Consider the following 24,266-nt stretch of genomic DNA (forward strand, 5'->3'; position numbering starts at 1 on the left):
GCACAACCGGGGACTGTCTCCGTATGTTAGCCGGAGCTAAACGGAGACAGTCCCCGCTTCATCTCGCGGGCAGTCCGGGCTGCCCGCGCGCCTCTCAACCCACCGTCCCCGTACGGGAGTCGAGCATGTCCTCCGACGCACCGCCCGCCACCACGTCCACGAGCCCCGGGGAACGCACCGTAACGCGCCCCGGCGCGGTCCTCACCCTCATCGTCACCGCGTACCTGATGGTGGGCCTGGACTCCACCGTCGTGAACGTCGCCCTCCCCGACATCCGGCGCACCCTCGGCTTCACGCCCACCGGCCTGTCCTGGGTCCTCAACGCCTACACCCTCGCCTTCGGCGGCCTGCTCCTGCTGGCCGGCCGCGCGGGCGACATCCTCGGCCGCCGCCGGACCCTGACCGGCGGCGTCCTGGTCTTCGCCGCCGCGTCGCTGTGCGGCGGCCTCGCCACCGACGGCGCGTTACTGCTGGCCGCCCGCGCCGTCCAGGGCGTCGGCGCCGCACTGATCGCGCCCAGCACCCTCGCCCTGATCACCACCCACTTCGCCGACGGCCCCGCCCGCCACCGCGCCCTCGCCGTCTACTCCTCGATGGCCGGCATCGGCGCCTCCATCGGTCTGGTCCTCGGCGGTGCCCTCACCGACCTCGCCTCCTGGCGGTGGTCGCTCCTGATCAACGTACCGATCGGGGTGGCGCTCGCCCTCGCCCTGCCGCGCACGGTCCGCGAAACCCCGCGCCACAACGGCCGGTTCGACACCACGGGCGCCGTCACCGGCACGGCCGGGATGTTCTTCCTCGTCTACGCCTTCCTCCGCGTCTCGGACAGCTCCTGGACCGACACACTCGCCCTGACCTGCTTCTTCTCGGCGGCCGCGCTGCTCGCCGGATTCCTCTGGACCGAGTCGCGCGCCCGGCAGCCCATCGCCCCGCTCGCCCTGTTCAGGGACCGCGACCGCGCGGCCGCCTACGCGGTCATCCTGCTGCTTCCGGCCGGGAACTTCGGCGCCTTCTACTTCCTCACGCTCTACGTCCAACAGGTCCTGGACTACAGCCCGTTGAAGGCGGGATTCGCGTTCCTGCCGCTGACCGTGGCGGTGTTCGCGACGGTGCGGTGCGCGCCGCGTCTGCTCGCCCGGTTCGGCCCCAAGCCGCTCCTGGTCACCGGATCGCTCCTGATGATCGCGACCGGCGCCTGGCTGAGCCGCCTCGGCACCGGAGACGGTTTCGCGACCGGCCTGCTCGGCCCGATGCTGCTGCTCGGCACGGGCGTCGGCCTGAGCTTCATGCCCTTGAACGCGACGATCCTGAAGGACATCACCCCGGCCGAGGCGGGCGCGGCCTCGGGCCTCCTCCAGACGTTCCAGTGGCTGGGCGGCACGCTGGGCCTCGCGGCGCTGGTCACGGTGTACGGCACGGCGACGCGCCACGCCCACGGGTCGGCGGACGCGATCCTGGTGCACGGGGCGACGAGGGCGTTCGGGGTGGGCGCCCTGATCGCGACGGGGGCCCTGCTGGTGATCGCGGTGGGGCTACGGTCCCGCCGGCGCGACCGGCCGCACACCCTCCGCGCCCGGCAACCCGGCTGACCCGGCGGACGAGGAGCCGGGTCGAGCGGCCCGAGCCGCTCGACCCCGCTACATCCAGGGCCAGTCCGCGTCCCGCCCGGCCTCGAGCAGCGCCACCATCCGGAACGCCGCGTCCGAGAGCCCGCCGAACGCGTGCCGGTTCGCGGAACCGGAGGGCGCGTGGCCCGCCCGGTACCCGGCCAGGTTCCAGGTGTAGACCGGGACCCGCGCCGGGACCTGCCCGGTCGGGTCGCCGTGCCGGCTGTAGTGCGCCTGCTCGTCGGTGACGATCAGCACCCGGTCGTGGCCGCGGTAGTGGCGCCGGACCGCCTCGGCGGTGTTCGTCCCGCCCAGGTCACCGAAGCGCTCCAGGACCTTCAGGACGGACTCGCCCTTGCGGTACATCACGTCCGTGCTGCCCGTGCCGAACTGCACCAGGTCGGCCCGCTCCGCCCGCAGCGCGAGCGCCGCGCCGAACACGGCGGCCGCGTCCGCCCGGTTGAGCCGCGACCGCTCGGACAGCGGGCTCCACATGGAGCCGGAGCGGTCCACCAGGATCAGCGAACGGCCCTTCAGGGACGGCACGTTGGCCAGCGAGTGGCCGAGCGCCGTCTCCAGCGGGTACGCCCAGCGCAGCGACGGGGCGTGCTGGTACGCGGCGAGGTAGCGGAACGGGAACTGCCGCGAGCGCGCCACCTCGGCCGGGTCGGAGATCCTGGCGGCGACCCGCGCCGCGACCTCGTCCGAGACGCCCGCCTCGTCGAAGTTGCGCAGGTTGCGGATCAGCGCCATCGCGCCCATGGACGGGATCACGGCCTCCCAGGCCGCCTTGTCCATCGGGCCCTGGAGCCAGCCCGCCAGCGCCTCCCACGTCACACCCGCCGCCGCGAGCCGCTCGGCGCCGTCGGGCGCGAGCAGCACGGAGCGCCGCTCGGCGACCGGCAGGGCCATCAGCTCCCGGTGGGCGCGCAGGACGTCGCTGCCCGCCGGGGGCACGGCCGTGTCGGGGTGGTGGCGCCGGTCGAGGGCGTACCGGAACAGCTCGCCCTGCCACGGCTTGGCCGGGTCGGGCGCCGCGTGCACCAGGTTGAGGACGTCGCCGAAGCGGTAGCCCTTGGACGCGGTGTCGTACTTCAGGAGCGCCTTGCCGTGGTACAGGTGCCGCACGGCGTCGGCGATGCCGCGCTTGACCGGCTTGGGGACGGCACGCCCGTACGTCTGCGTCCAGTAGCCGAGCAGCTCGCCGGGCTCGTCGGGGCGGCGCAGCACGGAGCCGACGACCGCCCGGTTCGACGGCCCGTCGCTCGCGCCGGCGTCCAGGCGTGCCTTCACGTACTCGGCGGCGCCCACGACCGACGCCGTACGCATGTTGCCCTCGCCGCGCAGCCAGCCGAGCAGGCCCGCGGTCCACTCCGGGTCGCTCACGGCCAGCCCGCGCACGAGCGCGGCGAACCGGTCGTCGCGGTCCGCGCCGTCCTCGTAGAAGGTGCGCTGGGAGACGAAGTTGGCGACGGCGAGCAGGAAGAGCTCGGAGCGGGCGTCCCGCTCGAAGCCGGCGCCGCCCTCGTGCGTGCGCACGGTGCGGCCGGTGGTGCGGACGACGGAACGCAGCGCCTGCTTGGCGCCCTTGCGGTTGTAACGAGCCATGAGAATTCCCCCCGAATTCTTGAGATGCGCACAGGGGGAGGCACAGCGAATGGAGCGTGCCCGAGGTCGGGAATCGACGACGGAAACAGTCTGGTGCTCTCGCCATTTGAGCTACGGCGACCCGAAGTCACCGACGGGATTCGAACCCGCAACCGCCAGTTCCAGGAAGTACCCGTTGTCTGCGCACCGGGCACACACCATCTGCTGCGCCTCCCGAGATCAGACCGGCCACGGCGTCGGTTTCTTGTCGAGAGAAGGAGCCGTGGCCTTCGCACCGGGAGGTGCGAAGAATGCATGCGTCCAGAGATCGAGGCCGGCGGAACCGACGGATGGTGCTCTGCCACTGAGCTACACCGGCTCGAAATGCCGGCGGCGGGAATCGAACCCGCGGCCTCCCCATGATGAGTGGAAGTAGGTCCTGCCTGTCGCACCTGGACAAGAACGACTGTACGGCGGCGCGCATCAGCCATGCCAGGCATTTATTTTGCGAGAGTTCCCCGCGTGCACCAGGACAGGAATCCAGACTCGCGGCTCGACGACCCGACCACCGCCGAAGGCGTCGCCGACGCCGGTGACCTCGGCTACAGCAAGACGCTCAAGCCCCGCCACATCAGCATGATCGCGATCGGCGGTGCGATCGGCACCGGGCTGCTCTACGGCGCGGGCGGAAATCTCGCCAAGGCCGGGCCCGCGCTCGCCATCGCCTATCTCGTGTGCGGGGTGTTCGCCTTCTTCGTCGTACGGGCGCTGGGCGAACTGGTGGTGCACCGGCCGTCGTCCGGCTCGTTCGTGAGTTACGCGCGTGAGTTCCTGGGCGAGCAGGGCGCGTTCGCGGCGGGCTGGATGTACGTCCTGCAATGGTCGACCGCGGGGATGGCGGACATCACGGCGGCCGCGGTGTACGTGCACTACTGGTCGCTCTTCACCTCGGTGCCGCAATGGGTGCTCGCGGCGATCGCCCTGGGGATCGTCCTCACGGTCAATCTCATCTCGGTGAAGGCGTTCGGCGAGATGGAGTTCTGGTTCGCGATCGTCAAGGTCGCCGCACTGGTGATCTTCCTGCTGATCGGGATCTATTTCCTCGTCTCGCGCGAGCCGGTCGACGGTCACCCGGCGGGCATCTCCCTGATCGCCGACAACGGCGGCATGTTCCCGCTGGGCATCTGGCCGGTCGTGCTGATCACCCAGACCGTGATCTTCGCGTACGCGGCCGTGGAGATGGTCGGCGTGACGGCGGGCGAGACCGCCGACCCGGCGACCGTCGTGCCGCGCGCGGTGAACTCGATCATGTGGCGGGTGGCGGTCTTCTACGTCGGCTCGGTCGTGATGCTGACGCTGATGCTGCCCTGGACGTCGTACTCGGCGAGCGAGAGCCCGTTCGTGACGGTGCTGTCGAAGATCGGGGTGCCCTCGGCGGGCGGCATCATGAACCTGGTGGTGCTGACCGCCGCGCTGTCGTCGCTCAACTCCGGGCTCTACACGACCGGCCGCATCCTGCGCTCGATGTCGATGGCGGGCTCGGCGCCGTCCTTCACCGCCCGGATGAGCCGCAGCCATGTCCCGTACGGCGGGATCCTGCTGGTCGCGGTGGTGGCGCTGCTCGGCGTCGCGCTCAACGCGTGGCTGCCCGACAAGGCGTTCGAGATCGTCACCAACATCTCCTCGCTCGGCGTGATCTCCACCTGGTCGATGATCATGGTCTGTCATCTGCTGTTCGTGCGGCGCGCGAAGCAGGGCCTGGTGCACCGGCCCGCGTTCCGGCTGTGGGCCTCGCCGTGGATCGAGCTGTCGACGATCGCCTTCCTGCTGGCGGTCGTCGTCATGATGTGGTTCGACACGGACGGCGCGGGCCGGGACACGGTCCTCACCCTGATCCCGATCGCCGCCGCACTGCTGATCGGCTGGTACGCGGTGCGGCGGCGGGTCCACCGGATCGCCGCGGAGCGCGAGGCGCCGCCGGTGGACCCGCTGAGCTGAGCGACTAGCGCTGGCGCTTCCAGGGGCCGGTGATGGCGAGCATGATGCCGGGCGTCTGGATGTTGGCGAACAGCGTGCGTCCGTCGGGCGAGAAGGTGACGCCGGTGAACTCGCTGTACTCCGGGTCCTCCTCGGTGCCGATGTTCAGCTCGTTGCGCGCGATCGGGTACGTACGGCCCTTCTCGGTCGCGCCGAACAGGTGCTGGACGCCCTCGCCGTCCTCGGCGATGACCAGACCGCCGTAGGGCGAGACGGTGATGTTGTCCGGGCCGTCGAACGCGCCGTCCTTCGACGGGTCGGGGTTCACGCCGAGCAGCACCTTCAGGGTCAGGGTGCGGCGCTTGGGGTCGTAGAACCAGACCTGGCCGTCGTGCTGGACGGGGCTCTCGGTGCGGGCGAAGGAGGAGACGATGTACGCGCCGCCGTCACCCCACCACATGCCCTCCAGCTTGCGGGCGCGGGTGACCTCGCCGTCCTTGAACTGCTTGCGGGTGGAGACGGTCTTGGCGTCGCGATCGGGGACCTCGACCCAGTCGACGCCGTAGACCGTGCCGATCTTGGTGGCGCGGGAGAGGTCGTCGACGAACCGGCCGCCGGAGTCGAAGCACTTGAACGCCTGGAGGACGCCCGCGTCGTCGGCGAGGGTACGCAAGCGACCGCGCCCGTGCTTGAAGCCGTGCGGCGGCACCCAGCGGTACAGCAGGCCGTTGGGGCTCGACGCGTCCTCGGTGAGCAGCGCCTGGCCGTTCTTGGGGTCGATGACGACGGCCTCGTGGGCGTACCGGCCCAGCGCCTTGACCGGCTTGGGCGAGCGGTTGGCGCGCCGGTCGGCGGGGTCGACCTCGAAGACGTAGCCGTGGTCCTTGGTGAAGCCCTTGGAGCCGGCCTTGTCCTCGGTCTCCTCGCAGGTCAGCCAGGTGTCCCAGGGGGTGGAGCCGCCCGCGCAGTTGGTGGCGGTGCCGGCGATGCCGACCCACTCGGCGACCTCGCCGCCGCGGCGGACCTCGACGACGGTGCAGCCGCCGGCCGCCCCCGGGTCGTAGACGAGTCCCTCGGTGAGCGGCACCGGGTGCGGCCAGTCGGCGCGGGCGCCGGCCAGCTCGTGGTTGTTGACGAGGAGGGTGGTGCCGCGCGGGCCCTCGAAGGTGGCGGTGCCATCGTGGTTGGACGGGGTGAACTCGCCGGACTCCAGCTTGGTCTTCCCGCTGTAGGTGATGACCTTGTACGAGAAGTGGGCGGGCAGCGCGAGCAGGCCGGCCGGGTCGGGGATCAGCGGTCCGTAGCCGACGCCGTGCTCGTGGTGGTGGTCGTGATCGTGCCCGTGGTCGTGGTCGTGACCGTGGTCCGTGGCCGCGAGCGCGTTCGGCGCGGTGGCGAGGGCGCCGACGGAGCCGGCCAGGGCGACTCCGGCACCGGTGGCCGCGGAGCGTCTGGCGAAGTCCCTGCGAGTGAGCGACATGTGGCTGTCTCCCGTTGTGATGGTGTAGCGGGGGGCGGGCCTGTTTCGGCCACACGTTCTCGCTCGCGTATAAACGGCGGTTGAACACCGTCCTAAGCCGAGGGGCCCCCTTTCATGACTTCAGTGAACCTGCCGGAATCCGGACGGCGCGTGCTGGTGAGCGGCGCCTCGCGCGGCCTGGGCCGGGCGCTGGCACAGGCGTTCGCGGCGGGCGGCGATCGGGTGGCGGTGCACTACGGCTCCCGGGAGGCGGAGGCCCGCGCCACCCTCGACTCGCTGACCGGCACCGGGCACGTGCTCGTCGGGGGCGATCTGGCGGACCCGGCGGGCGCGGCGGCGATCGCGGGGCGGGCGGCCGAGGGTCTGGGCGGGATCGACGTCCTCGTGAACAACGCGGCCGTGAACCTGCCGCACCCGCCCGCCACCACCTCGTACGAGGAGTGGTCGGAGCTGTGGCAGCGCCATGTGGCGGTGAATCTGCTCGGCACCGCGCACCTGAGCCATCTGGCCGCGCACCGCATGATCGAGCAGGGCACGGGCGGCCGGATCGTCAACGTGGGCTCGCGCGGTGCCTTCAAGGGCGAGCCGGACCACCCGGCGTACGGGGCGACGAAGGCCGCCGTGCACGCGCTCGGGCAGTCCCTCGCGGTCGCGCTCGCGCCGCACGGGATCGGGGTGGCGTCGGTGGCGCCCGGGTTCATCGAGACGGAGCGGGTGGCGCACCGGCTGACGGACGAGGTGCGGGCGCAGAGTCCGTTCGGCCGCGTCGCCTCGGCCGAGGAGATCGCCGGGGCCGTGCTGTGGCTGGCGTCGCCGGGGGCGCAGTGGGCCTCGGGAACCGTCCTGGACCTCAACGGCGCCTCCTACCTGCGGACCTGACAGCCCTGACAGCGCTTTCCCGCAGACATCGGAAGAATCTTCGTAAAGAAGGTCAACAGGCGCATCCCACCGGTAAACCCAAGATTTCGCGCAGAACGTCTTGACCGCCTTCCCGGCCGTCACTAGACAGGCCCTACCTGCATCACCGCATCACCGCATCACCCGCTGAGGGGGTGGCGAGCCGAGTGGACGCACGGCGGGCGCGCACCCTCCATGAGAGCCGGCTGATGAAGCTGGCCAACGTCACGGGAGTCGGGATCGGAAGGGACGAGCACTCGGGGACGGACGTGATCGTCGTCTTCGTCACCCGGAAGGTGCCCCCGGACCGGCTCCCCGCGGACGACGTGGTTCCCGAGGAGCTGGACGGCGTACCGGTGCGCGTGCTCGCGATCGGCGACGTCCGGTCCCGGGACGGGACGCCCGGCGAACCGCCCGAAGGGCGCTGACCGGCTCCGGGAACCCCCGCACAGCAGTGCACGGCATCCATGTGCACGTCAGGGGAAGAGGTGGTCTGGCGTGAGCCAGCCCGAATTGATGCGAGGCCCGGCCGGCGGTCAGCTCAGCGACAGCTCCCGTCGGCAGGCACAGAGCGACTTCCTGCGGCGCGAACAGCCGCTGGCCAACGTGGTCGGCTACGGCCACGGCGTGAAATGGGTCGACGGCCGGCCCACCGGTGAACCGGCCGTCCTGGTCTTCGTGACCCAGAAGGTGCCCGAATCCATGCTGCCCGAGCGGGATGTGATCCCGCGTCAGATGGATGACGGCACCCCCACCGACATCGTGGCCGTCGGCCAGATCTCCGCCCAGCGGCGGCAGAGCCGGCCGGGCGCCGGGGCACGTCAGCAGGAGATGGGCTACGGGCCCGACGGCGGCGTCACCCAGCAGCTCGGCGGCATGGGCCAGCCGATGCTGGAGGAGCTGGGCGGCCTCGCGAGCTTCGAGCCGCAGGTCCTGGTCCGCCGGATGCGGCCGTGTCCGGCCGGCTTCTCGGTCGGCAACGTGGCCATCACCGCGGGCACCCTGGGCAGCGTGGTCTACGACTTCCTGCCGGGCGCCACCGTGGACCCGCCGGGGCCCGGCCTCGGCACCCCGGCCAAGTTCTACGTCCTGTCCAACAACCACGTGCTCGCCGACGCCAACCGGGCGCAGCTGGGCAGCGTCATCCTCCAGCCCGGCACGTTCGACGGAGGCAGCAACCCGGCGGACCGGATCGCCACGCTGTCCCGGTTCATCACCATCCAGTTCGCCCCGACGACCCCGATCGACCAGCACAACAACGTGGTCGACGCGGCGCTGGGCGAGGTCCAGTTCCAGGACGCCACGCGCGAGCAGTACTTCAGCGGCGCGCCGCGTGCCTGGCGGCGCAGGGCCAATGTCGCGGTCGGCGACCTCGTGAAGAAGACCGGCCGCACGACGAACATCTCCTTCGGCCGGATCATCGCGGTCGACTCGACGATCGACGTCAACTACGGCACCGCGGGCACGGCCCGCTTCAAGGACCAGATCCTCACCACGAACATGTCGGCCGGCGGCGACTCCGGCTCCCTGGTGACCTCCCTCGACAACGTCGCGGTGGGCCTGCTCTTCGCCGGTTCCTCGCAGGTCACGGTCGCCAACCACATCGAGAACGTCCGCGCGCTGCTGCGCGTCGAGATCGCCGAGCAGCTGGCATAGGGGGTGACGTCATGACCACTCAGGCACGCAGGCAGAAGAGCCCGTCACGCGCCGAGCACCGGTTCCACAACCCGCAGGGCGCGGAGGTCAAGACCCGCGACGAGGCGTTCGCCGCGCAGGCCGACGTGTCCGCCGAGGCGGTGTCCGTCGACTGCAGGCTGGAGCTGAACAACGGGACCGTCACGTTCGGCATCACCGCTCAGGTCAATCCGAACACGCATCCCTACGTGGTGACCGGGGGCCAGATCACGTCCGGCATCTGCGGGGCGCCGTGGGACATCACGGGCGGCTTCATCGGCGACTCGATCCGGATCGACGCCAAGCGGGCCGGGCAGGGCTCCTGCGCCAACACCATCACCATCGTCGGGGATTACCAGAATCCGCCGGCGTACCGGGGTACGTACGGCTTCGACGGCGCGACGTCATCCTTCAAGCACACGACGCGCTATCTCAGCTAGCGGGTGCACGGCGGGCCGGCACTTTCGCGGTGCCGCCCCGCCCTGATCCCCACCGTTGCGCTCCGCGCGTGCCCCGGTGACCGCTTCCCGCGCCCCTAAAACCAGCCGTCACGCACGCCACCGTCGCGGCTGACCGCGCAGTTCCCCGCGCCCCTGAGGCATGCGCTCCGCGCAGCCTCCCCTCGAGGCTGCGCTCCGCGCGCCTCTCCGAGGAAAGGCCATCCGGGGGCACGCCTCTGCGAAGGAAGGCCATCCGGGAGCGCGCCTCTCCGAGGAAAGGCCATCCAGGGGCGCGCCTCTCTGAAGGAAGGCCGTCGGAGGCGCGCCTCTCCCAGGAAAGGCCATCCAGAGGCGCGCCTCTCCGAGGGAAGGCCGTCCGAGGCGCGCCTCTCTGATGAGATGCCGCACGAAGTGCGCATCTCAGGGGCGCGGGGAACTGCGCGAGAAGCGGCCACCGGCCCGCACACGAACGACAACCGAAAAAGGGGCGCGGGGAACTGCGCGAGAAGCCCCACCGGCCGGCACCCGACCGACGACCCAACAGGGGCGCGGGGAACTGCGCGACCAGCCCCCACCGGCGCCGCAGACGAACGACACCCGCCTACTGCGCAGCAGACCGCGCCTTGAAGGCAGCCTTCCGCGCCTCCTTGGCAACCCGCTTGTCGGGATGCAGACGCCCCATCGCCTCCAGCACATCCGGCGTGGCCGGATGATCGACCCGCCACGCGGCAGCGAAGAACCCGCTGTGCTGCGCGGCAAGCCCCTCCACCAGCGCCTGCAACTCGTCCGAGTTCCCCTCCAGGGAGAGCTGCGCCGCGATGGTGTCGACGGTGAGCCAGAAGACCAGGTCCTCCGAGGGCGCCGGAACATCGCCGAACCCGTGCTCGGCGAGCCACACCCGGGCCAGCCCCCCGAGCTCGGGATCGTCGAGAACCTCCCGGAGCGCCGGCTCGGCCCCGCCCCCTACCAGGGACAACGCCTGCTGACACCGCAGCCTGCGCAACGGCGCCCCCTCGTCGGCCCCGCGCGCCGCCCCCAGCAACTCCCGCGCCGCCCCCAGCGGTTCACGCCGCGCGAGCCACAGCTCGATCTCGGCCTGGGCGGCCGCCTGCGGGAACCCGGACGTGCTGTCGAGGAGCACGTCGGCCCCCTTGTCCGCGAGGTCACCGACGGCCGGCGCGTCCACCCCGGCCTCCAGCATCCGCGCCCGGATCCCGTACAGCCCGAGCGGAGTGAGCCGCACCATGCCGTACCGGGAGACGTCGGAGTCGTCGACCGGCTCGGCGACGGTCTCGGCCGCCTCGTCGATGTCGGCCATCAGCGCCTCGTCGACCGGCTGGAACTCCACGAGCCCGACCGGATCGAGCAGCCGGAACTGGTCGTCGAGCCGCATCATCGCGTCCGACACCTGCTCCAGGATGTCGTCGGTGGGCTCCCCCATGTCGTCGGGGACGATCATCGACGCGGCGAGGGCGGGCAGCGGCACGGGCCCCTCGCCCGCGCCGCCCTCGGCGACGGTCAGCAGATACAGATTGGCGAGGACGCCGTCCAGGAACTCGGACTCCGCGTCGGGGTCCCAGTCGAGCTGCGAGAAGTCGATCTCGCCGCCCTCCTCCATGGCGCCGACCAGATCCTCCAGGTCCGGCACGGAGGCGTCGGCGAGCACGCTGTCGAGCGCGCCGAGCCACAGGCCGAGGATGTCGGCGGGGCCGCCGGAGGTGAGCACGCCCAGCTCCTCGCCGACGGTGACGGTGCCCTGCTCCTCGTCGACGATCTCCACGAGCCCCGTGTCGACGGCGATCCGCCAGGCCTCGCTCGCGTACGCGGCGGCCTCGCCGTCGTCGGCACCGGCGCCGGAGAGCCCCAGCTCGGCAGCGGCGGCGGGCAGCTGCTCCTCGACGAGTTCGCCGCCCGCGCCGACCCGGGTGTCCGGTCCGGCCCAGCGCGCGAGCTGCACCGCGCGCGACAGCAGGGGGCTGGCGAGGGCGTCCCGCGCCAGCTCCGCTTCGGCGGGCAGCCGCACCGGCGGCAGGGGGGAGCTGTCTGACATCGGCTGGTTCTCCTCGGGCCGTACAAGAGTCATGCGTTGCGACGGTTCAGCGTAGACGGATTTGACCCTTTGCCGCCCAGTTCATGTACCCGTCAGGTTTCGCTCGCCTGTGGGACACCCGGAAAACCTTGACAACTCCCCTGCCCAGGAAAGAGATTGACGCGCGTAGACGTAGACAGGCAGTAGTCAGTCGGAAGCACGGGCCGGAACGGACCCCCGTCCCGCCCGCGCCCCGCTCCACCCTCGTCCCGGCGCTCGCCACACGCACGCCCCCGGAGGCATTCCTTGTCGAGCAGATCCGTATCGTCCGTATCGCCCGCGTACTCCGCGCGTACCCGTTCGCGCCTGGCCGCGCTCGCCGTCGCCACCGCGAGCTGCGCGACCTGTGCGGTCGTGGTGACGGCCCCCGCGCACGCCGCCACGGTCGCCATCCACGACATCCAGGGCAGCACCCGCGTCTCCCCGCTGGCCGGCCAGGCGGTCGCGGACGTCCCCGGCGTGGTGACCGGTGTCCGTACGTACGGCTCGTCGAAGGGTTTCTGGTTCCAGGACCCGAACCCGGACGCCGACCCGGCGACCAGTGAGGGCGTCTTCGTCTTCACCGGCTCGGCCCCGACCGTGAAGGCCGGTGACGCAGTGACCGTCTCCGGCACGGTCACCGAGTACGTGCCGGGCGGCGCCTCGTCCGGCAACCAGTCGCTGACCGAGATAACCAAGCCGACGGTGACGGTCGTCTCGTCCGGCAACCCGGTCCCGGTGACGACGATCAGCGCGAAGTCCGTCCCGGACGCCTACACCCCGGCGGGCGACAGCGCCGCGAACGGCTCGGTCAACGGCCTGCCGCTCCAGCCGAAGAAGTACGCCCTCGACTACTACGAGTCCCTGGAGGGCCAGAACGTCCGGATCGGCTCGTCGCGGGTGGTGACCGCGTCGGACCCGTACACGGAGCTGTGGGTCACGGTGAAGCCGCACGAGAACGCGACGAAGCGCGGCGGCACCCGCTACGGCTCGTACGAGTCCCAGAACACGGGCCGAATCCAGGTCCAGTCGCTCGGCGCGACGGCCGACTTCCCGGTCGCCGACGTCGGTGACGTGCTGACCGGCACCACCGAGGGCCCGCTCGACTACAACTCCTTCGGCGGATACACGCTCGTGGCACGGGAGTTGGGCGGTCTGGAGAAGTCGGGGCTGACCCGCGAGACGACCCGCGCGCAGAAGTCGGGCGAGCTGGCCGTGGCGACGTACAACGTCGAGAACCTCGACCCGGGTGACGCCACCTTCGAGGAGCACGCCGCCGCCATCGTCGACAACCTCCGCTCCCCCGACATCGTGTCCCTGGAGGAGATCCAGGACAACAACGGCGCGAAGAACGACGGCACCGTCGCGGCCGACCGGACGATGGCCAAGCTGATCGACGCGATCGTCGCGGCGGGCGGCCCGCGCTACGAGTGGCGCTCCATCGACCCGGTGAACAACGCCGACGGCGGCGAGCCGGGCGGCAACATCCGCCAGGTGTTCCTGTTCAACCCGGAGCGGGTCTCCTTCACCGACCGGGCGGGCGGCGACGCGACGACGGCGGTCGGCGTGACCCGCGCCGGCAAGAACAAGGCCGCGCTCACCGCGTCGCCGGGCCGTGTCGACCCGGCGAACGCGGCCTGGACGAACAGCCGCAAGCCGCTGGCCGGCGAGTTCACCTTCCGCGGAAAGACGGTCTTCGTCATCGCCAACCACTTCGCGTCGAAGGGCGGCGACCAGGGCCTGACCTCGCAGTACCAGCCGCCGGCGCGCAGCTCCGAGACGCAGCGCCACGCGCAGGCGACGGCCGTGAACTCCTTCGTGAAGGAGATCCTGAAGGTCCAGAAGGACGCCGACGTGATCACGCTCGGCGACATCAACGACTTCGAGTTCTCGGACACGGCGAAGCTCCTGGAGAACGGCGGCGCGCTCTGGTCGGCGATCAAGTCGCTGCCGAAGAGCGAGCGCTACACGTACGACTACCAGGGCAACAGCCAGGTCCTCGACCAGATCCTGGTCAGCCCGTCGATCCGGTGGAAGGGCGCCTTCCAGTACGACAGCGTGCACATCAACAGCGAGTTCCACGATCAGATCAGCGACCACGACCCGCAGGTGCTGCGCCTGCGCCCGTGACGTGCCGGGCGGCCCGGCTCAGCGGAAGAGAGCCGTGAGCCAGGCGCTCCAGTCGTCCGCGTTCCGGTCGGCGTCGGCGTCCCGCGCGAAGTCGTGAACGGTGACGCCGACGGGGGCGCCCCAGCGGCCGCGGCCGAAGATCCGGTAGAGCGCGGTGTCGGTGCGCAGACCGATGAACCAGTCGTTGCGGTAGTCGAGAACGGTGTCCAGGGTCGTCCCGTCCGGGCCCTGGACCCGGACCCGCGCCCCCGCGGCGGCGTCCTCCGGCAGGTTCAGCGCACGGCCCACGGCGGCGAGGGCCGCCTCGGTCGCCGAGGCGGCCGGGGCGTCGAGGCTGGAGAAGGCTGCCGTGCGGCCCGCGAAGTGCGTCACGTACTGGCGCAGGGTGTGCAGATAGAAGTCGGTGTGCTTGTCGGCGCCGTCGTAGTAGTCGTCCCAGTTGTCGACGAAGATGCCGCTGTGCACGTAACGGACCCAGGAGCGGGTGCCGCCGTCCCTCGGCTCGACCGTGTAGTCGAGCTGGTTGCTCGTCTGGAACGGGGGCAGCGCCTCCGGGTCGTCGGAGCGGACGGTGAGCCGGTGCGGCGGTTCCCACGCGGTCAGTACGGAGTTGAAGGGGCCCGCGCCGCCCTCCTTCGGCTCGAACTCCATGGGCCACTGCCAGCCGTCGGTGTGCCGGGTGACGGCGTCCCAGACCTGCTCGGGCGAGGCGCCCACCTCGAACTCGCGGGGGATCTCGAACTCTTTCCCGCTCTTGGCATTCTCGGCGTGCCGCTTCTCGTCAGTCATGGCCTGTCACTCCGTCAATTCCTGGTCACTGGTGGGCAGTCGGGGTTCCTCGTCACGGACCTTCGGGTGCAGGGCGATCACCAGGCGATGGTCGCGCCCGTCGGCGGCGTCCGCCGCGTGGTACTTGCGGACCAGCCCCTCGACACCCTGCGTCAGCTCCGCCACGAACGCCGCCCGGTCGGCGGCGGACGCGAACCGCACCTCGCCGTCGAGCGCGAACGTCGCCAGCCGTTTACGGGCCTTCGCCGCGCCGGTGAGCAGCGCGCCCATGTCCCGCAGGAGGCGGGCGGCGAGCGCGATCAGCCAGTGCGCGGAGAGCCGGTCGCGGTCCCGCTCCGGGTCGGGCTGCACCGCGCCGAGCGCCCCGGGCGAGATCACGTAGCTGGCGGCGCTCGCCCGCATCAGCCGCTCGGTCACATTGCCCTTGCGCCGCTCGCCGGCCAGCTCGACCAAGCCGTGCTTCTCCAGCGTCTTCAGGTGATAGTTCACCTTCTGCCGCGGCAGGCCGACCTTGGGCGCCAGCATCGCCGCGGACGCGGGCCCCGCGGCGAGCTCGGCGAGCAGCCGGGCCCGCACGGGGTCGAGCGAGACCGCGGCGGCGGCCGGATCCTCGATGACGGTGACGTCGAACATGACTCCACCGTCCCACCGAAAACATTTTTTGTCGAGGCGGAGAATCTGTTCGGATCGCCCGGTCCCCTACGGCCGCGCCTCCGGCCCACCTCCGCCCTGCGCCTCGCCGAGCCGGCCCAGCTGCCCCTGGAACCAGTCGAGCCGGGCCTGCAACAGGGCCGCCTCGGCGACCAGCTCCGGCGTACCGGGGAGGTCGCCCGCGAGCTGCGTACCGGGCGCGGCGATCACCTTCAGCCCCTGCCCCGCGCGCTCGGCGAAGGTCGCGAGGGTCCAGCGCGCCCGACCGCCCGCACAGCCGCCGCACGCCGCTTCGAGGGCCCGCTGCCCGTCGCGCCCCCACCCGGCGTCGGCGAGCACGGAGGCCGCGGCGCCGCACGGGCACGGTCCTACGGTCATGGTGCGCACCCGCTGCCGGGCGTAGCGGAAGCCCTGCTCGAACCGGATGTAGCGACCGAGCACGGAGACCTCGAGGAGGACCGTCTTGCGGTGCTCGGCGAGCACCAACAGCCCCTCGGCGACGGCGCGTTCGTGCACACAGTGGAACCCGCAGTCGCAGCGCCGGTGGGGAACGCGGTGCCGCCTCCCGTACACGCACCGCGCCTGGTCGAGCACTCCGTAGGGCGCTGCCGCGCCGAGCGAGACGCCCAGGAAACCGGCGCGCCCACCGTCCGTGTGGAGCACGGGGTGGGCGATCTTGAATCCGGTGGGCGGCTCCTTCGGGCTCTCCTCGGGGAGCCGGAGTCTCATCGGACGGCCGGAACCTCGAGGGGCTCCGGCACATCGGCCGCACCCGTCGACTGCCGCTGATCCTGGCTGACTTCACGGTCCGCGGCGACCTCGACGGCCTCCTGCGGCGCTTCCTCGGCGATCCCGGTGGCGAGTGCCTTGCCCAGCCTCATGCTGCCTCCCCTGAACGGCCTGCGAGCTACGCCTTCATGGTGGCGCATACGGGGCGATTTGGCAGCAGGGCCTCAGACCTCCTCGGTCAGCAGCGCGGCCAGCCGCCCGGCGAGCGCCACGACGCCGTCGCGGTCGAGCCCGGGGCGCTCGCGGCCGGGGCCGTACCGCAGCGCCCAGAACACGGTCTGGACTGCGCGGAGTTGGCACCAGCGCCGGACGCGGTCGCGGTCGAGGCCGGCGGCGTCGGTGAAGATGTCCAGGCTGCGCCGGACGGCTTTGTCGAGGTCGTCCTCCGCCAGAAGGAAGAGCAGGTGTGCCTTGATGACCGTACCGGCGTCGTAGGCGGGGTCGCCCGCGCACCCTTTCGGATCGACGGCCAGCCAGGGTTCGCGTCCGGCGCGCAGGATGTTCCTCGCGTGCAGGTCGCCGTGGACGAGCAGACCGGGCTGGTCCCGTCCGAGATCGCGCACGGTGTCGAACGCGACCGCGACCATCCGCGACGGCAGCGGATGAGCGAACTCGTCCTCGTCGGTGCGGAGTTGTGTCTCCCACTCGTCGGCGCGGTCGCGCAGGCGGGGCAGTTCGGGCGGTGCGGGCACGGCGAGCCGTCGGCTGAGGCGGCCCGCGACGGACATCATCGTGTCGGGTTCGCCGCACTCGGCGAGGGTCGGCCCCGCCGCCCGTTCCAGGAGCATCGCGAAGCGGTCGTCGGCGCGTTCGTGGAGCCGCACGGCGCCGTGCCCGTCCCACAGCTCCAGGGCATCCGGTTCGTGGACGTTGCCGGGGTGCGGGAAGGACACCTTCAGCGCCGCGGGCGTCCCGCCCCGCCGTCGCACGGGCACGATGACACCGACCCCGCCGTGCAGCACGGCTCCGTCGGGCACGCACTGCCACCGCTCCAGCAACTCCGCGACGAGATGCGGGAGTTCGGCGATCCAGGCCGCCCCGGGCTCTCCTTCACGGGCGACGGTCCCGCGCGCGAACGCCTCCGGCACTTCGATCATCCGGGAACTTTATGCCACCGGCGCACAGCGCGAACTCGTCGGCCACGATCGCCTCGGCCACCACGACCGCGCGCTCACCGGCGAGCCGCAGCCCGGCCTGCGAGTACGGCGGTGGCGCCGGACGCCTGCGCCGCCACCAGGCGGCACCGGCCGCGTAGATCCCACTCGCGCACATCAGCGCGGGCATGGCCAGGGCATAGACCACGTCTCGCACCACAACCCCTTCGTGAACCGCATGAACCGCTAGTACTCAGAACACCTGCTGTGCAGTTCATCGGATTCCGGCCGATCTCACTGAAGTACTCCTTTAGGCCAAAACAAGGCCAGAACCGGCCAAGTCAACAGAAAAAACCGCGTCACCCTCCTCCCACTTAAGCAACGCTTCACATCACCTCGTAGAGAATTTAAGTGGAGCTTCACCGTCGGGCGGCCGAAACTGCACCCATGGACACCACCGCCCCGCGAAGCCCCCGCAGCCCGTTCGGCCGCGCCCTGTGCGCCTTGGTCACCCCCTTCACCGACGACGGCGCCCTGGACCTGACCGCCGCGCAGCGGCTGGCCGACCGGCTGGTGGCCGAGGGCTGCGAGGGGCTCGTCCTGTCCGGGACCACCGGGGAGTCCCCCACCACGACGGACGCGGAGAAGGCGGACCTGATCCGGGCGGTGCGCGAGGCGGCCGACGGCCGGGCCACGGTCCTCGCGGGTGTCGGCACGTCCGACACCCGGCACACGCTCGCCCTGGCCAGACAGGCCCAACACGCGGGAGCCGAAGGCCTGTTGGTGGTCACCCCGTACTACAGCAGGCCGCCGCAGGACGCCGTGGAGGCCCACTTCCGCGAGCTGGCCGACGCCGTCGACGTACCTGTGATGCTGTACGACATCCCGGGCCGCACCGGCACCCGTATCGAGCCGGAGACCATGATCCGGCTCGCCGCGCATCCGCGGATCGTCGCCGTGAAGGACTGCGCCTACGACCTGCTCGGCACGCAGCGGGTCATGGCCGCCACCGACCTGGCGTACTACACGGGCTGCGACGAGTACGTGCTCGCGCTGTACGCGCTGGGCGGCGCCGGTTACGTCTCGACGGTCGCGAACGCCGCGCCCCGCGCCTTCCGCGCGATCGTCGACGCGTACGACGCCGGGAACACCGCCGAGGCCGCCCGCCGCCAGCGGCTGACGGTGCCGCTGACGCAGGCGGTGATGAACGCAGGGCTGCCCGGCACCGTCACCGTGAAGGCCCTCCTGACCGCACTCGGCCTGCCGGGCGGCGGCCCGGTCCGGGCACCCCTGCGGCCCGCCGGCCAGGAGGTGGCCGACGGGCTGCTCGGGGTGTACGAGGAGTTGGTCAGCGCGTCGTGAACTGGGGGTACCAGCGGCCCGGATAGTCCGCCGATGCCTTCCTGAAGTCGCTCAGCGGGACCGTCTTGTGGCTGTGCAGCGTGACGAGCAGCAACTGATTGCGGAACTCGCCCTTCTTGTCGCACTTCTTGGGATCGCAACCCCAGGCGATGACCCGGTCGTCGTCCGCCCAGGCCAGCGGCGTCTGCACGGACAGCTGGTCGACGGGTGTCCCGCTCCGGGCGTCGAGCACGGCGCCACCGTCCTGGATCACCAGCGTGCCGTTCGGGGAGATGCCCTGGTCGACGTACGGCTGGAAGTGCAGAGCGTTGTCGGGGACCGCCGCCTCCCTGCCCTTCAGGTCGTAGTACGCACCGCTGCCCATGGCGTCGCTGAGCACGAGGTTCCCGGCGTGACTGAAGACGAAGTCCTGGCGGGCGTTGCTGTTCGACTCGTCGGCGGACACCGCGTGCCACTTGCCCTCGCCCTTGTCGGCATCGAGGACGTAGAAACCGGTCCGGGTCGAGGCCTGCGGTCCCGGCTCGCCGCCGTCGGTCATCCCGGACCCGGTCGTCCAGTGGTCCGGGTCCTTCTCGTACGTCGTCGCGACGAGCCTGCCGCCGTCGGGCGAGAACGCGACCGCGGCCACCTTGTGGTCGACGGCGATCCACCGCACGACCTTGTCGGTGGCGAGGTCGAGGATCCCGATCCGGTCGGCGGGCAGCTTCCGCTCCAGCACGGCGGCGGTGCGCAGGCCGGGGGCGACGGTCAGCCAGGACCAGCGGGTGGTCTTGCGGTAGGTCTTCGTGGTCGGGTCGAGCACACCGTAGGTGCGGGTCAGTTCGACGTCGCCGCCGTCCAGCTTCACCCTCTTGTACGTCTGGAAGGCGGCCAGTGCCGAGCGTCCCGCAGCGATCACGTCGCGCGGGGGCGACTGGTCGGCGTGCGCGATGACGTCCTCGGTGCCGAGCACGCCCGCGGTCCGGTCCTCGTCCTCCAGGGCCCGGGGCACCAGCACGGCCGCGGCCACGACGGCGGTCACCGCGAGCACCGCCGTCACGGCGGTACGTCCCCGGCGGCGGCGCCGGGCCACGAGCACCCGGTCAGCCAGGTCGGGCGCGGCGGGACCGGTGCCGTCGGCCTGCTCGCGCAAGGTGTCCTTCAGTACCTCTTCGACGTTCACGGGCGCACCTCCACGGGCGCGTAGTCACGGGACGGCGACGGTCCGGCGGCGCCGGGCCCCAGCTCCGGCACGAGGGCGCGCAGCTTGGCCAGGGACCGGTGGGTGGTGGAGCGGACGGTACCGACGGAACAGCCCAGGAGCCGGGCCACGTCCGCCTCGGGCAGATCCTCGAAGTAGCGCAGGACGAGCACGGCGCGCTGGCGGCCGGTGAGCCGGCCCAGGGCCTCGCGCACGACGACCCGCAGATCAGCTGCCGAGGCGCTCCCCTCACCGGCGGCGCTGTCCGGCACCTCCCCGTAACTGACCTCCCTCTTGGGCCATTTCAGCCGCCACCGGCCGATCTGCTGCCGGTAGAGAACCTGTCGCACGTACGCCTCGGGGTCCTCGACCCGGTTCCACTTCCCCGCGACCTTGATCAGCGCGTTCTGCAACAGATCCTCGCCCGCGTGCCGGTCGCCGCCGCTGAGCAGCACGGCGGTCTTCAGCAGCGCCGACGACCGACCGGCCACGAACTCCCGGAAACTCTCCGCGCCCTGATCGTGCACGGCATCCATCGACACCTTCCCTCTCCCCCACCACCGACGTGGTGCTCCTGACCTTGGTGACGCCTGTGAACGCCCCCTGCTATGCCACCCCACCGAAAATCTTTCGCCGTACATGCCACGGGCGGCCCGCACCGGAGATCCGGTGCGGGCCGCCCGTGGGGCCTGAGGCGGTCAGTTGTGGCTGTTCTGATGACGCAGCAGGTCAGGCACTCAATCCTCCCCCTGGGCCGTCTCCGGGCCGTCGTACGTTACGTCCTCCCCGCGGAATACGCGATCTACGGCGGCCCGGGTCCGGGCCTCACTAGACGGCATCAGGTGCGTGTACGTGCGGAGCGTGAAGGCCGGGTCGTGGTGGCCGAGGTATTCGCTCAGGGCCTTGATGCTCTCGCCCGCGTCGAGGAGGACGGAGGCGTAGAAGTGCCGGAGCGCGTGCATCCCGTTCTCGCGGCCGGAGGGCACGCCAGCGGTGCGGAGAGCCGGTTGCCACACCTTCTCGTTGAAGCGCGTGCGGTTGAGCGGCTTGCCCGTCACGGTGACGAAGATGAGCGAGGCCGTGACAGCGGGCCCATCGAGGGTCTTCCAGGGCAAGGTCACCTGTACCGGCGGATGCCGGGTGATGTGAGCGGCGAGCGCGAACGCCACGGTCTCGGGCAGCGGGACGTCACGTTCCTTGCCGCCCTTGGGAGGCCCGAATACGGGACGGGTCCCCTGGAGGAGCTTCACCTGTCGGACCACGTGCAGGGTGCCGCCGAGGAAGTCGATGTCTTCGACGGCCAGCCCGAAGATCTCCCCTTGCCGCAGTCCGCAGCCCGCGCCGACCGAGGTCGTCTCCTGGTACTGATCGGGCAGGGTCTCGTGCAGCTGCATCACGCGGTCCGCGGTCCACGGCTTGATCTTGCGCGGGTCCAGTCGCGGCGCGCGGACCGATCGAGCCCGGCAAGGGTTCTCGGCGATGATGCGGTCCTCTACGGCCGCCGTGAAGACCGCCGAGACGTTCGCGAAGATCGAGCGCCGGTAGGAGGCAGCGCGGCCAGTCGCTTCGAGTTGCCTCATCCACACGCGGAGGTGCGACGGCCGGAAGGACGCCATGGGCCGATCTCCCAAGAAGGGGAAGGCGTGCACGCGTAGGCGGATCTCGACGCTCTCGCGCGTCACGGGGTCCGTGGTGAGCGCCGCCATCCAGGTCTTCGCGTACTGCTCGAAGGTCACCACTCCGGCCGAGGGATCGATGTAGCGCCCTTGGGATACGTCCGCCTCGATGTTGGCCAGCCAGGTGTCAGCCTTGCGCTTCTGCTTGTCCGGGAAGCTCTTGGACTTTTCCGAGCCGTCCGGGCCGATGTACCGGGCTCGGTAGCGGAGGCCGACGCCGTAGCGGTCGCTCTTGACCCTCCGGGGCTTGCCGTCCGGGCCGATCTCGACCTTGAACCAGCGGTCCTGGATGTGCCCGGCCATCAGGCAGCCGCTCTTTCCATCAGGGAGTCCACCCAGGAGCGCACGTCTCCGGGGTGATAGCGAACGTGCCGGCCAACGCGGAATCCCTTGGGACCAGTGCCCTTGCGACGCCACTGATAAAGGGTCTCGACCGGGACGCCGAGCAGGTCAGCAACGTCTGTCGGGGGCAGGTAGCGCTCAGGCAGGGCACGCTTCACGGTCACCACTCCTTCTCGTCGGCAAGGTCTGCGAGTGCTTCGCGTGCTGTCTCTCGATTCAGTTGGATGTCGCGGGCGATCGTGGCAGCGAGGGCGGATTCGCCGGGGGTGTGTCCGTGCCCGGCGTACTGCCAGTCGGCGAGGACGAGGACCGTTCCCGGCTCGTAGTCAGGCGTGCCGAGGGCTTCGCGTTCTTGGGCGGCTCGGAAGTCGGCACGGGCCTGGCGGAGTTCGCCGAGGGTGGTCGAGTAGCGGCGGGACTTCGAGGAGAAGTGGCCGCGGAAGCCCAGCATGTGAGCCCAGGCCCAGAGGCGCCGGTCCGGGTAGAGCGGATCGAGCAGCTTGCATGCGGTGATCAGTCGGCGGGCATGGTCGGGGACGCCGTGGCGGTCGAGTTCAGCGAGTTCGCCGATCCGGCGGTCGAGGGTGCCTGTGTCCTCTGCGGCTTTGGTGGCGTACTTGGCGACGTAGGAGGCGACGGCCTGTTCGGTGATGTCGGAGCCGTTGCCGAAGGCTTTGACGGGTCGCACGTCGAGCTGTCGGCCCCACCGGAAGGTACGGGCCGGTTGGTCGTCGGCGGCGGGGACGCTGACGCTCGTGTAGGCGTGCGCTGCGGCGGCCCGGATCGCGTCGTCGAGGAGGGCGACGCTGGCCCAGGAGGGCGGCGGGGTATCCGGTCCATCGGGCCCGTCGAGGCGGATCACGGAGTGGAAGTGGATGGCGCCTCGCTTCTGGAACTCGGCGACCTTGCCGTACGAGACGCGGGCAGACTCGGCGAGTTCGCGTTGAGTGAGTCCGGCGCGAGCGGCGATCTCACGGCGGAGCCGGTTGACGAAGCGCATCCACAGTTCGCCGGACAGATTGTTGAAGAGGACCGTGCCCGCGTAGTCGTACGTGCTCGTGTCGAGCGCGGTTCCGAGGGCTGGATCATCCGGGGTGTGTCGCGTGCCGCAGCGGCAGGTGCCGCGGTCGGGCCGGTTGTGGACCGGGCCGAACGAGGGCGCGGTCAGGGTGGTGAAGACCCGGGGGTGATCGCGGACTGTGGCGGTGATGTCGCAGCGGTCGTCGCCAACGAGTCCGGCGCGGATCAGGTGGTAGGTGTCCCCGGCGTAGGTCCAGGCGCAAGCCGGGCAGCGGGAGGCGCGGCGGTTGCCGCAGGCGACGCGGAGCCGACCGCCCGGCTCGGTCTCGGTCGAGTAGTGGTGCAGGGTCTCACCGGTCGTCTTGTTCTTGGTCAGCGTCCAGCCGGTCAGGTGGATGGGGTTGGCGCAGCCGCCGGTACGGCGTATCTGGTCTTGCCAGCGGTCAAAGCCGTCGGACCCGTCCACTCTCAGCAGGTCGCCGAGGGTGGTCGGGTCCAGGCCCGCGAAGGTCGCGGTGTCGGTCATGCGCGGCCCCCGGCGAGGGCGATGGTGCGGCGGGTCGTGGTTCCGGTGCCGTGGCACTTCGAGCAGTGCACGGTGATGGTGCGCAGGTGTCCGGCGCGTGTGCGGCCGCCGAGGGTGATGGAGACGGAGGCGAAGCCGTCGCAGGCCGGGCAGATGCGGGACGTGGGGCGGGGGCGTTCGGTCATGATGGGTGTTCCTTCCGGTTGCGAGATCGGGCAGGAGGCGCGGGCCCGGGCGGCGGAAACCTGGCAGTGGAGGCCGCCCGGGGCCGGTCAGCGGTGCTTGTGCTCGGAGGCCATGAGCGAGCGGACGACCAGCGCGACGATCGCGAGCGATCCGGCGGTGATGGCGACGGCCAGGAGCATGGAGACCAGGACCGCGCCCACGACGAGGACAGCCGCAGTACCGCCGCCGACGGCCAGGAGCAGGGCGCCGGGGGTGAGCTGGACCGTGGGCCGAGTCGGCTGCGGGGCCGCGGCGATCGGTGCCGGGGTCTGCGGCACGACGGCCGTGGGCTCGATGATGGCGGGCGGAGTGACGTGGCCGGTCGGGGCGGGCATGGTCGGGACCTTGGGGCGGAGCATGGTCGTTCTCCCTTCGAGGGTTACTTGGTGATGGCGGTGTCGATGAGCGGGGCGAAGAGGCTGTCGGCGAGGAGGTAGCCGCCCAGGAGCAGAAGGGCGATGAGCCACCAGGGCGGGCGGATGAGCTTGATGCCGACGAGGCCGACGCAGGCGACGAAGAACCAGAGCGGAACGTCCACGGCGGGGCCTCCTAGTCGGCGACGCGGCAGCGGTGGGTGCGGGCGGCGAGCTGGGCGGCGGACTGGCTGGAGTAGTCCGAGGACCAGCCGCACCGGTCGTTGGTGCACACCGCGGCGTGCTTGGTGTGGCCCCTCTTGTTGCGGTGGGTGCCGATCTGCACGGGGCCGATCCGCAGCACGGAGTGGAAGAAGTCGCGAGCAGGCATGGCAGTGA

General features: G+C 71.1%; 26 protein-coding genes. 8 read left to right on the forward strand and 18 right to left on the reverse strand.

Features of this window, described 5'->3' with window-relative positions; all coding sequences use genetic code 11:
- Positions 1 to 125 precede the first annotated feature (125 nt).
- Positions 126 to 1,589 (forward strand): MFS transporter, encoded by a 1,464-nt coding sequence (locus ABII15_RS09375; RefSeq protein ID WP_353941820.1) that lies wholly within the window; start codon positions 126 to 128, stop codon positions 1,587 to 1,589.
- 48 nt (positions 1,590 to 1,637) lie between these two features.
- On the opposite strand, the gene ABII15_RS09380 is transcribed toward ABII15_RS09375, so the two are convergent.
- Positions 1,638 to 3,215: a TROVE domain-containing protein gene (locus ABII15_RS09380; RefSeq protein ID WP_353941821.1), complete on the reverse strand. Its 1,578-nt coding sequence runs from the start codon at positions 3,213 to 3,215 to the stop codon at positions 1,638 to 1,640.
- A gap of 501 nt (positions 3,216 to 3,716) precedes the next feature.
- Between ABII15_RS09380 and ABII15_RS09385 the strand changes: the two genes are divergently transcribed.
- The gene (locus ABII15_RS09385; protein ID WP_353941822.1) at positions 3,717 to 5,192 is read left to right on the forward strand and encodes an amino acid permease; all 1,476 of its coding nucleotides are present in this window, start codon (positions 3,717 to 3,719) and stop codon (positions 5,190 to 5,192) included.
- A gap of 4 nt (positions 5,193 to 5,196) precedes the next feature.
- Here the strand turns inward: ABII15_RS09385 and ABII15_RS09390 are convergent, their stop codons facing one another.
- On the reverse strand, positions 5,197 to 6,651 hold the full coding sequence (locus ABII15_RS09390) for an alkaline phosphatase PhoX (RefSeq protein ID WP_353941823.1): 1,455 nt from the start codon (positions 6,649 to 6,651) through the stop codon (positions 5,197 to 5,199).
- Positions 6,652 to 6,765: 114 nt separating this feature from the next.
- On the opposite strand from ABII15_RS09390, the gene ABII15_RS09395 reads away from it, so the two are divergent.
- From ABII15_RS09395 to ABII15_RS09410, 4 genes are all read left to right on the forward strand, one after another.
- Positions 6,766 to 7,530: an SDR family oxidoreductase gene (locus ABII15_RS09395; protein ID WP_353941824.1), complete on the forward strand. Its 765-nt coding sequence runs from the start codon at positions 6,766 to 6,768 to the stop codon at positions 7,528 to 7,530.
- Between the two features lie 227 nt (positions 7,531 to 7,757).
- Entirely contained in the window at positions 7,758 to 7,976 is a 219-nt protein-coding gene (locus ABII15_RS09400) for a hypothetical protein (protein WP_353941825.1), read from the forward strand.
- A gap of 70 nt (positions 7,977 to 8,046) precedes the next feature.
- Positions 8,047 to 9,204 carry a hypothetical protein gene (locus ABII15_RS09405; RefSeq protein WP_353941826.1) on the forward strand — a complete coding sequence of 386 codons (1,158 nt, stop codon included), beginning with the start codon at positions 8,047 to 8,049 and terminating at the stop codon, positions 9,202 to 9,204.
- A gap of 11 nt (positions 9,205 to 9,215) precedes the next feature.
- Positions 9,216 to 9,662: a hypothetical protein gene (locus ABII15_RS09410; RefSeq protein WP_353941827.1), complete on the forward strand. Its 447-nt coding sequence runs from the start codon at positions 9,216 to 9,218 to the stop codon at positions 9,660 to 9,662.
- Between the two features lie 601 nt (positions 9,663 to 10,263).
- Here ABII15_RS09410 and ABII15_RS09415 read toward each other — a convergent pair.
- Complete coding sequence (locus tag ABII15_RS09415) at positions 10,264 to 11,712, reverse strand: hypothetical protein (protein WP_353941828.1); 1,449 nt, start codon at positions 11,710 to 11,712, stop codon at positions 10,264 to 10,266.
- Positions 11,713 to 11,997: 285 nt separating this feature from the next.
- Here ABII15_RS09415 and ABII15_RS09420 point away from each other — a divergent pair, with 285 nt between their 5' ends.
- On the forward strand, positions 11,998 to 13,860 hold the full coding sequence (locus tag ABII15_RS09420; RefSeq protein WP_353941829.1) for an endonuclease/exonuclease/phosphatase family protein: 1,863 nt from the start codon (positions 11,998 to 12,000) through the stop codon (positions 13,858 to 13,860).
- Between the two features lie 18 nt (positions 13,861 to 13,878).
- On the opposite strand, the gene ABII15_RS09425 is transcribed toward ABII15_RS09420, so the two are convergent.
- From ABII15_RS09425 to ABII15_RS09450, 6 genes are all read right to left on the reverse strand, one after another.
- Positions 13,879 to 14,649, reverse strand: a complete 771-nt coding sequence (locus ABII15_RS09425) for an SRPBCC domain-containing protein (protein ID WP_353941830.1) — start codon at positions 14,647 to 14,649, stop codon at positions 13,879 to 13,881.
- 6 nt (positions 14,650 to 14,655) lie between these two features.
- Positions 14,656 to 15,282, reverse strand: coding sequence for a winged helix-turn-helix domain-containing protein (locus ABII15_RS09430; protein ID WP_353941831.1), 627 nt, complete (start codon positions 15,280 to 15,282; stop codon positions 14,656 to 14,658).
- Positions 15,283 to 15,348: 66 nt separating this feature from the next.
- Positions 15,349 to 16,029 (reverse strand): hypothetical protein, encoded by a 681-nt coding sequence (locus ABII15_RS09435; protein WP_353941832.1) that lies wholly within the window; start codon positions 16,027 to 16,029, stop codon positions 15,349 to 15,351.
- Positions 16,026 to 16,181: a hypothetical protein gene (locus tag ABII15_RS09440; protein ID WP_353941833.1), complete on the reverse strand. Its 156-nt coding sequence runs from the start codon at positions 16,179 to 16,181 to the stop codon at positions 16,026 to 16,028. The genes ABII15_RS09435 and ABII15_RS09440 overlap by 4 nt, the downstream gene beginning before the upstream one ends.
- Positions 16,182 to 16,253: 72 nt before the next feature.
- Complete coding sequence (locus ABII15_RS09445; RefSeq protein ID WP_353941834.1) at positions 16,254 to 17,186, reverse strand: aminoglycoside phosphotransferase family protein; 933 nt, start codon at positions 17,184 to 17,186, stop codon at positions 16,254 to 16,256.
- A complete protein-coding gene (locus tag ABII15_RS09450; protein WP_353941835.1) occupies positions 17,140 to 17,400 on the reverse strand; it encodes a hypothetical protein in 261 nt (86 codons plus the stop codon). Before ABII15_RS09450 ends, ABII15_RS09445 begins: the two co-directional genes overlap by 47 nt.
- A gap of 230 nt (positions 17,401 to 17,630) precedes the next feature.
- Between ABII15_RS09450 and dapA the strand changes: the two genes are divergently transcribed.
- On the forward strand, positions 17,631 to 18,545 hold the full coding sequence (dapA, locus tag ABII15_RS09455) for a 4-hydroxy-tetrahydrodipicolinate synthase (protein ID WP_353941836.1): 915 nt from the start codon (positions 17,631 to 17,633) through the stop codon (positions 18,543 to 18,545).
- On the opposite strand, the gene ABII15_RS09460 is transcribed toward dapA, so the two are convergent.
- From ABII15_RS09460 to ABII15_RS09500, 9 genes are all read right to left on the reverse strand, one after another.
- Complete coding sequence (locus ABII15_RS09460; RefSeq protein ID WP_353941837.1) at positions 18,532 to 19,707, reverse strand: WD40 repeat domain-containing protein; 1,176 nt, start codon at positions 19,705 to 19,707, stop codon at positions 18,532 to 18,534. The two genes, dapA and ABII15_RS09460, sit on opposite strands and share 14 nt — an antisense overlap.
- Positions 19,704 to 20,261 carry a SigE family RNA polymerase sigma factor gene (locus ABII15_RS09465; protein ID WP_353941838.1) on the reverse strand — a complete coding sequence of 186 codons (558 nt, stop codon included), beginning with the start codon at positions 20,259 to 20,261 and terminating at the stop codon, positions 19,704 to 19,706. Before ABII15_RS09465 ends, ABII15_RS09460 begins: the two co-directional genes overlap by 4 nt.
- A 201-nt stretch (positions 20,262 to 20,462) precedes the next feature.
- A complete protein-coding gene (locus tag ABII15_RS09470) occupies positions 20,463 to 21,704 on the reverse strand; it encodes a site-specific integrase (RefSeq protein ID WP_353941839.1) in 1,242 nt (413 codons plus the stop codon).
- Positions 21,704 to 21,901, reverse strand: coding sequence for a helix-turn-helix domain-containing protein (locus ABII15_RS09475; RefSeq protein WP_353941840.1), 198 nt, complete (start codon positions 21,899 to 21,901; stop codon positions 21,704 to 21,706). Before ABII15_RS09475 ends, ABII15_RS09470 begins: the two co-directional genes overlap by 1 nt.
- A 2-nt stretch (positions 21,902 to 21,903) precedes the next feature.
- Positions 21,904 to 23,289: a replication initiator protein RepSA gene (repSA, locus tag ABII15_RS09480; RefSeq protein WP_353941841.1), complete on the reverse strand. Its 1,386-nt coding sequence runs from the start codon at positions 23,287 to 23,289 to the stop codon at positions 21,904 to 21,906.
- Positions 23,286 to 23,474 carry a hypothetical protein gene (locus ABII15_RS09485; RefSeq protein WP_353941842.1) on the reverse strand — a complete coding sequence of 63 codons (189 nt, stop codon included), beginning with the start codon at positions 23,472 to 23,474 and terminating at the stop codon, positions 23,286 to 23,288. The genes repSA and ABII15_RS09485 overlap by 4 nt, the downstream gene beginning before the upstream one ends.
- 87 nt (positions 23,475 to 23,561) lie before the next feature.
- Positions 23,562 to 23,873, reverse strand: a complete 312-nt coding sequence (locus tag ABII15_RS09490; protein WP_353941843.1) for a SpdD-like protein — start codon at positions 23,871 to 23,873, stop codon at positions 23,562 to 23,564.
- Positions 23,874 to 23,893: 20 nt separating this feature from the next.
- The gene (locus tag ABII15_RS09495; RefSeq protein ID WP_353941844.1) at positions 23,894 to 24,052 is read right to left on the reverse strand and encodes a hypothetical protein; all 159 of its coding nucleotides are present in this window, start codon (positions 24,050 to 24,052) and stop codon (positions 23,894 to 23,896) included.
- A gap of 11 nt (positions 24,053 to 24,063) precedes the next feature.
- Entirely contained in the window at positions 24,064 to 24,258 is a 195-nt protein-coding gene (locus ABII15_RS09500; protein WP_353941845.1) for a mobile element transfer protein, read from the reverse strand.
- Between the last annotated feature and the right edge of the window lie 8 nt (positions 24,259 to 24,266).

The sequence above is a fragment of the Streptomyces sp. HUAS MG91 genome (assembly GCF_040529335.1).
Taxonomy (GTDB): Bacteria; Actinomycetota; Actinomycetes; order Streptomycetales; family Streptomycetaceae; genus Streptomyces; species Streptomyces tabacisoli.

Excerpts from the sequence above, each read along its gene's own strand:
- ABII15_RS09400 (WP_353941825.1), top strand. The coding sequence starts at position 7,758 with ATGAAGCTGGCCAACGTCACGGGAGTCGGGATCGGAAGGGACGAGCAC.
- ABII15_RS09445 (WP_353941834.1), bottom strand. The coding sequence starts at position 17,186 with ATGATCGAAGTGCCGGAGGCGTTCGCGCGCGGGACCGTCGCCCGTGAA.
- ABII15_RS09380 (WP_353941821.1), bottom strand. The coding sequence starts at position 3,215 with ATGGCTCGTTACAACCGCAAGGGCGCCAAGCAGGCGCTGCGTTCCGTC.
- ABII15_RS09430 (WP_353941831.1), bottom strand. The coding sequence starts at position 15,282 with ATGTTCGACGTCACCGTCATCGAGGATCCGGCCGCCGCCGCGGTCTCG.
- ABII15_RS09395 (WP_353941824.1), top strand. The coding sequence starts at position 6,766 with ATGACTTCAGTGAACCTGCCGGAATCCGGACGGCGCGTGCTGGTGAGC.
- ABII15_RS09415 (WP_353941828.1), bottom strand. The coding sequence starts at position 11,712 with ATGTCAGACAGCTCCCCCCTGCCGCCGGTGCGGCTGCCCGCCGAAGCG.
- ABII15_RS09490 (WP_353941843.1), bottom strand. The coding sequence starts at position 23,873 with ATGCTCCGCCCCAAGGTCCCGACCATGCCCGCCCCGACCGGCCACGTC.
- ABII15_RS09440 (WP_353941833.1), bottom strand. The coding sequence starts at position 16,181 with ATGAGGCTGGGCAAGGCACTCGCCACCGGGATCGCCGAGGAAGCGCCG.
- ABII15_RS09435 (WP_353941832.1), bottom strand. The coding sequence starts at position 16,029 with ATGAGACTCCGGCTCCCCGAGGAGAGCCCGAAGGAGCCGCCCACCGGA.
- ABII15_RS09500 (WP_353941845.1), bottom strand. The coding sequence starts at position 24,258 with ATGCCTGCTCGCGACTTCTTCCACTCCGTGCTGCGGATCGGCCCCGTG.
- ABII15_RS09470 (WP_353941839.1), bottom strand. The coding sequence starts at position 21,704 with ATGGCCGGGCACATCCAGGACCGCTGGTTCAAGGTCGAGATCGGCCCG.
- ABII15_RS09390 (WP_353941823.1), bottom strand. The coding sequence starts at position 6,651 with ATGTCGCTCACTCGCAGGGACTTCGCCAGACGCTCCGCGGCCACCGGT.
- ABII15_RS09485 (WP_353941842.1), bottom strand. The coding sequence starts at position 23,474 with ATGACCGAACGCCCCCGCCCCACGTCCCGCATCTGCCCGGCCTGCGAC.
- ABII15_RS09425 (WP_353941830.1), bottom strand. The coding sequence starts at position 14,649 with ATGACTGACGAGAAGCGGCACGCCGAGAATGCCAAGAGCGGGAAAGAG.
- repSA (WP_353941841.1), bottom strand. The coding sequence starts at position 23,289 with ATGACCGACACCGCGACCTTCGCGGGCCTGGACCCGACCACCCTCGGC.
- ABII15_RS09375 (WP_353941820.1), top strand. The coding sequence starts at position 126 with ATGTCCTCCGACGCACCGCCCGCCACCACGTCCACGAGCCCCGGGGAA.
- ABII15_RS09465 (WP_353941838.1), bottom strand. The coding sequence starts at position 20,261 with ATGGATGCCGTGCACGATCAGGGCGCGGAGAGTTTCCGGGAGTTCGTG.
- dapA (WP_353941836.1), top strand. The coding sequence starts at position 17,631 with ATGGACACCACCGCCCCGCGAAGCCCCCGCAGCCCGTTCGGCCGCGCC.
- ABII15_RS09410 (WP_353941827.1), top strand. The coding sequence starts at position 9,216 with ATGACCACTCAGGCACGCAGGCAGAAGAGCCCGTCACGCGCCGAGCAC.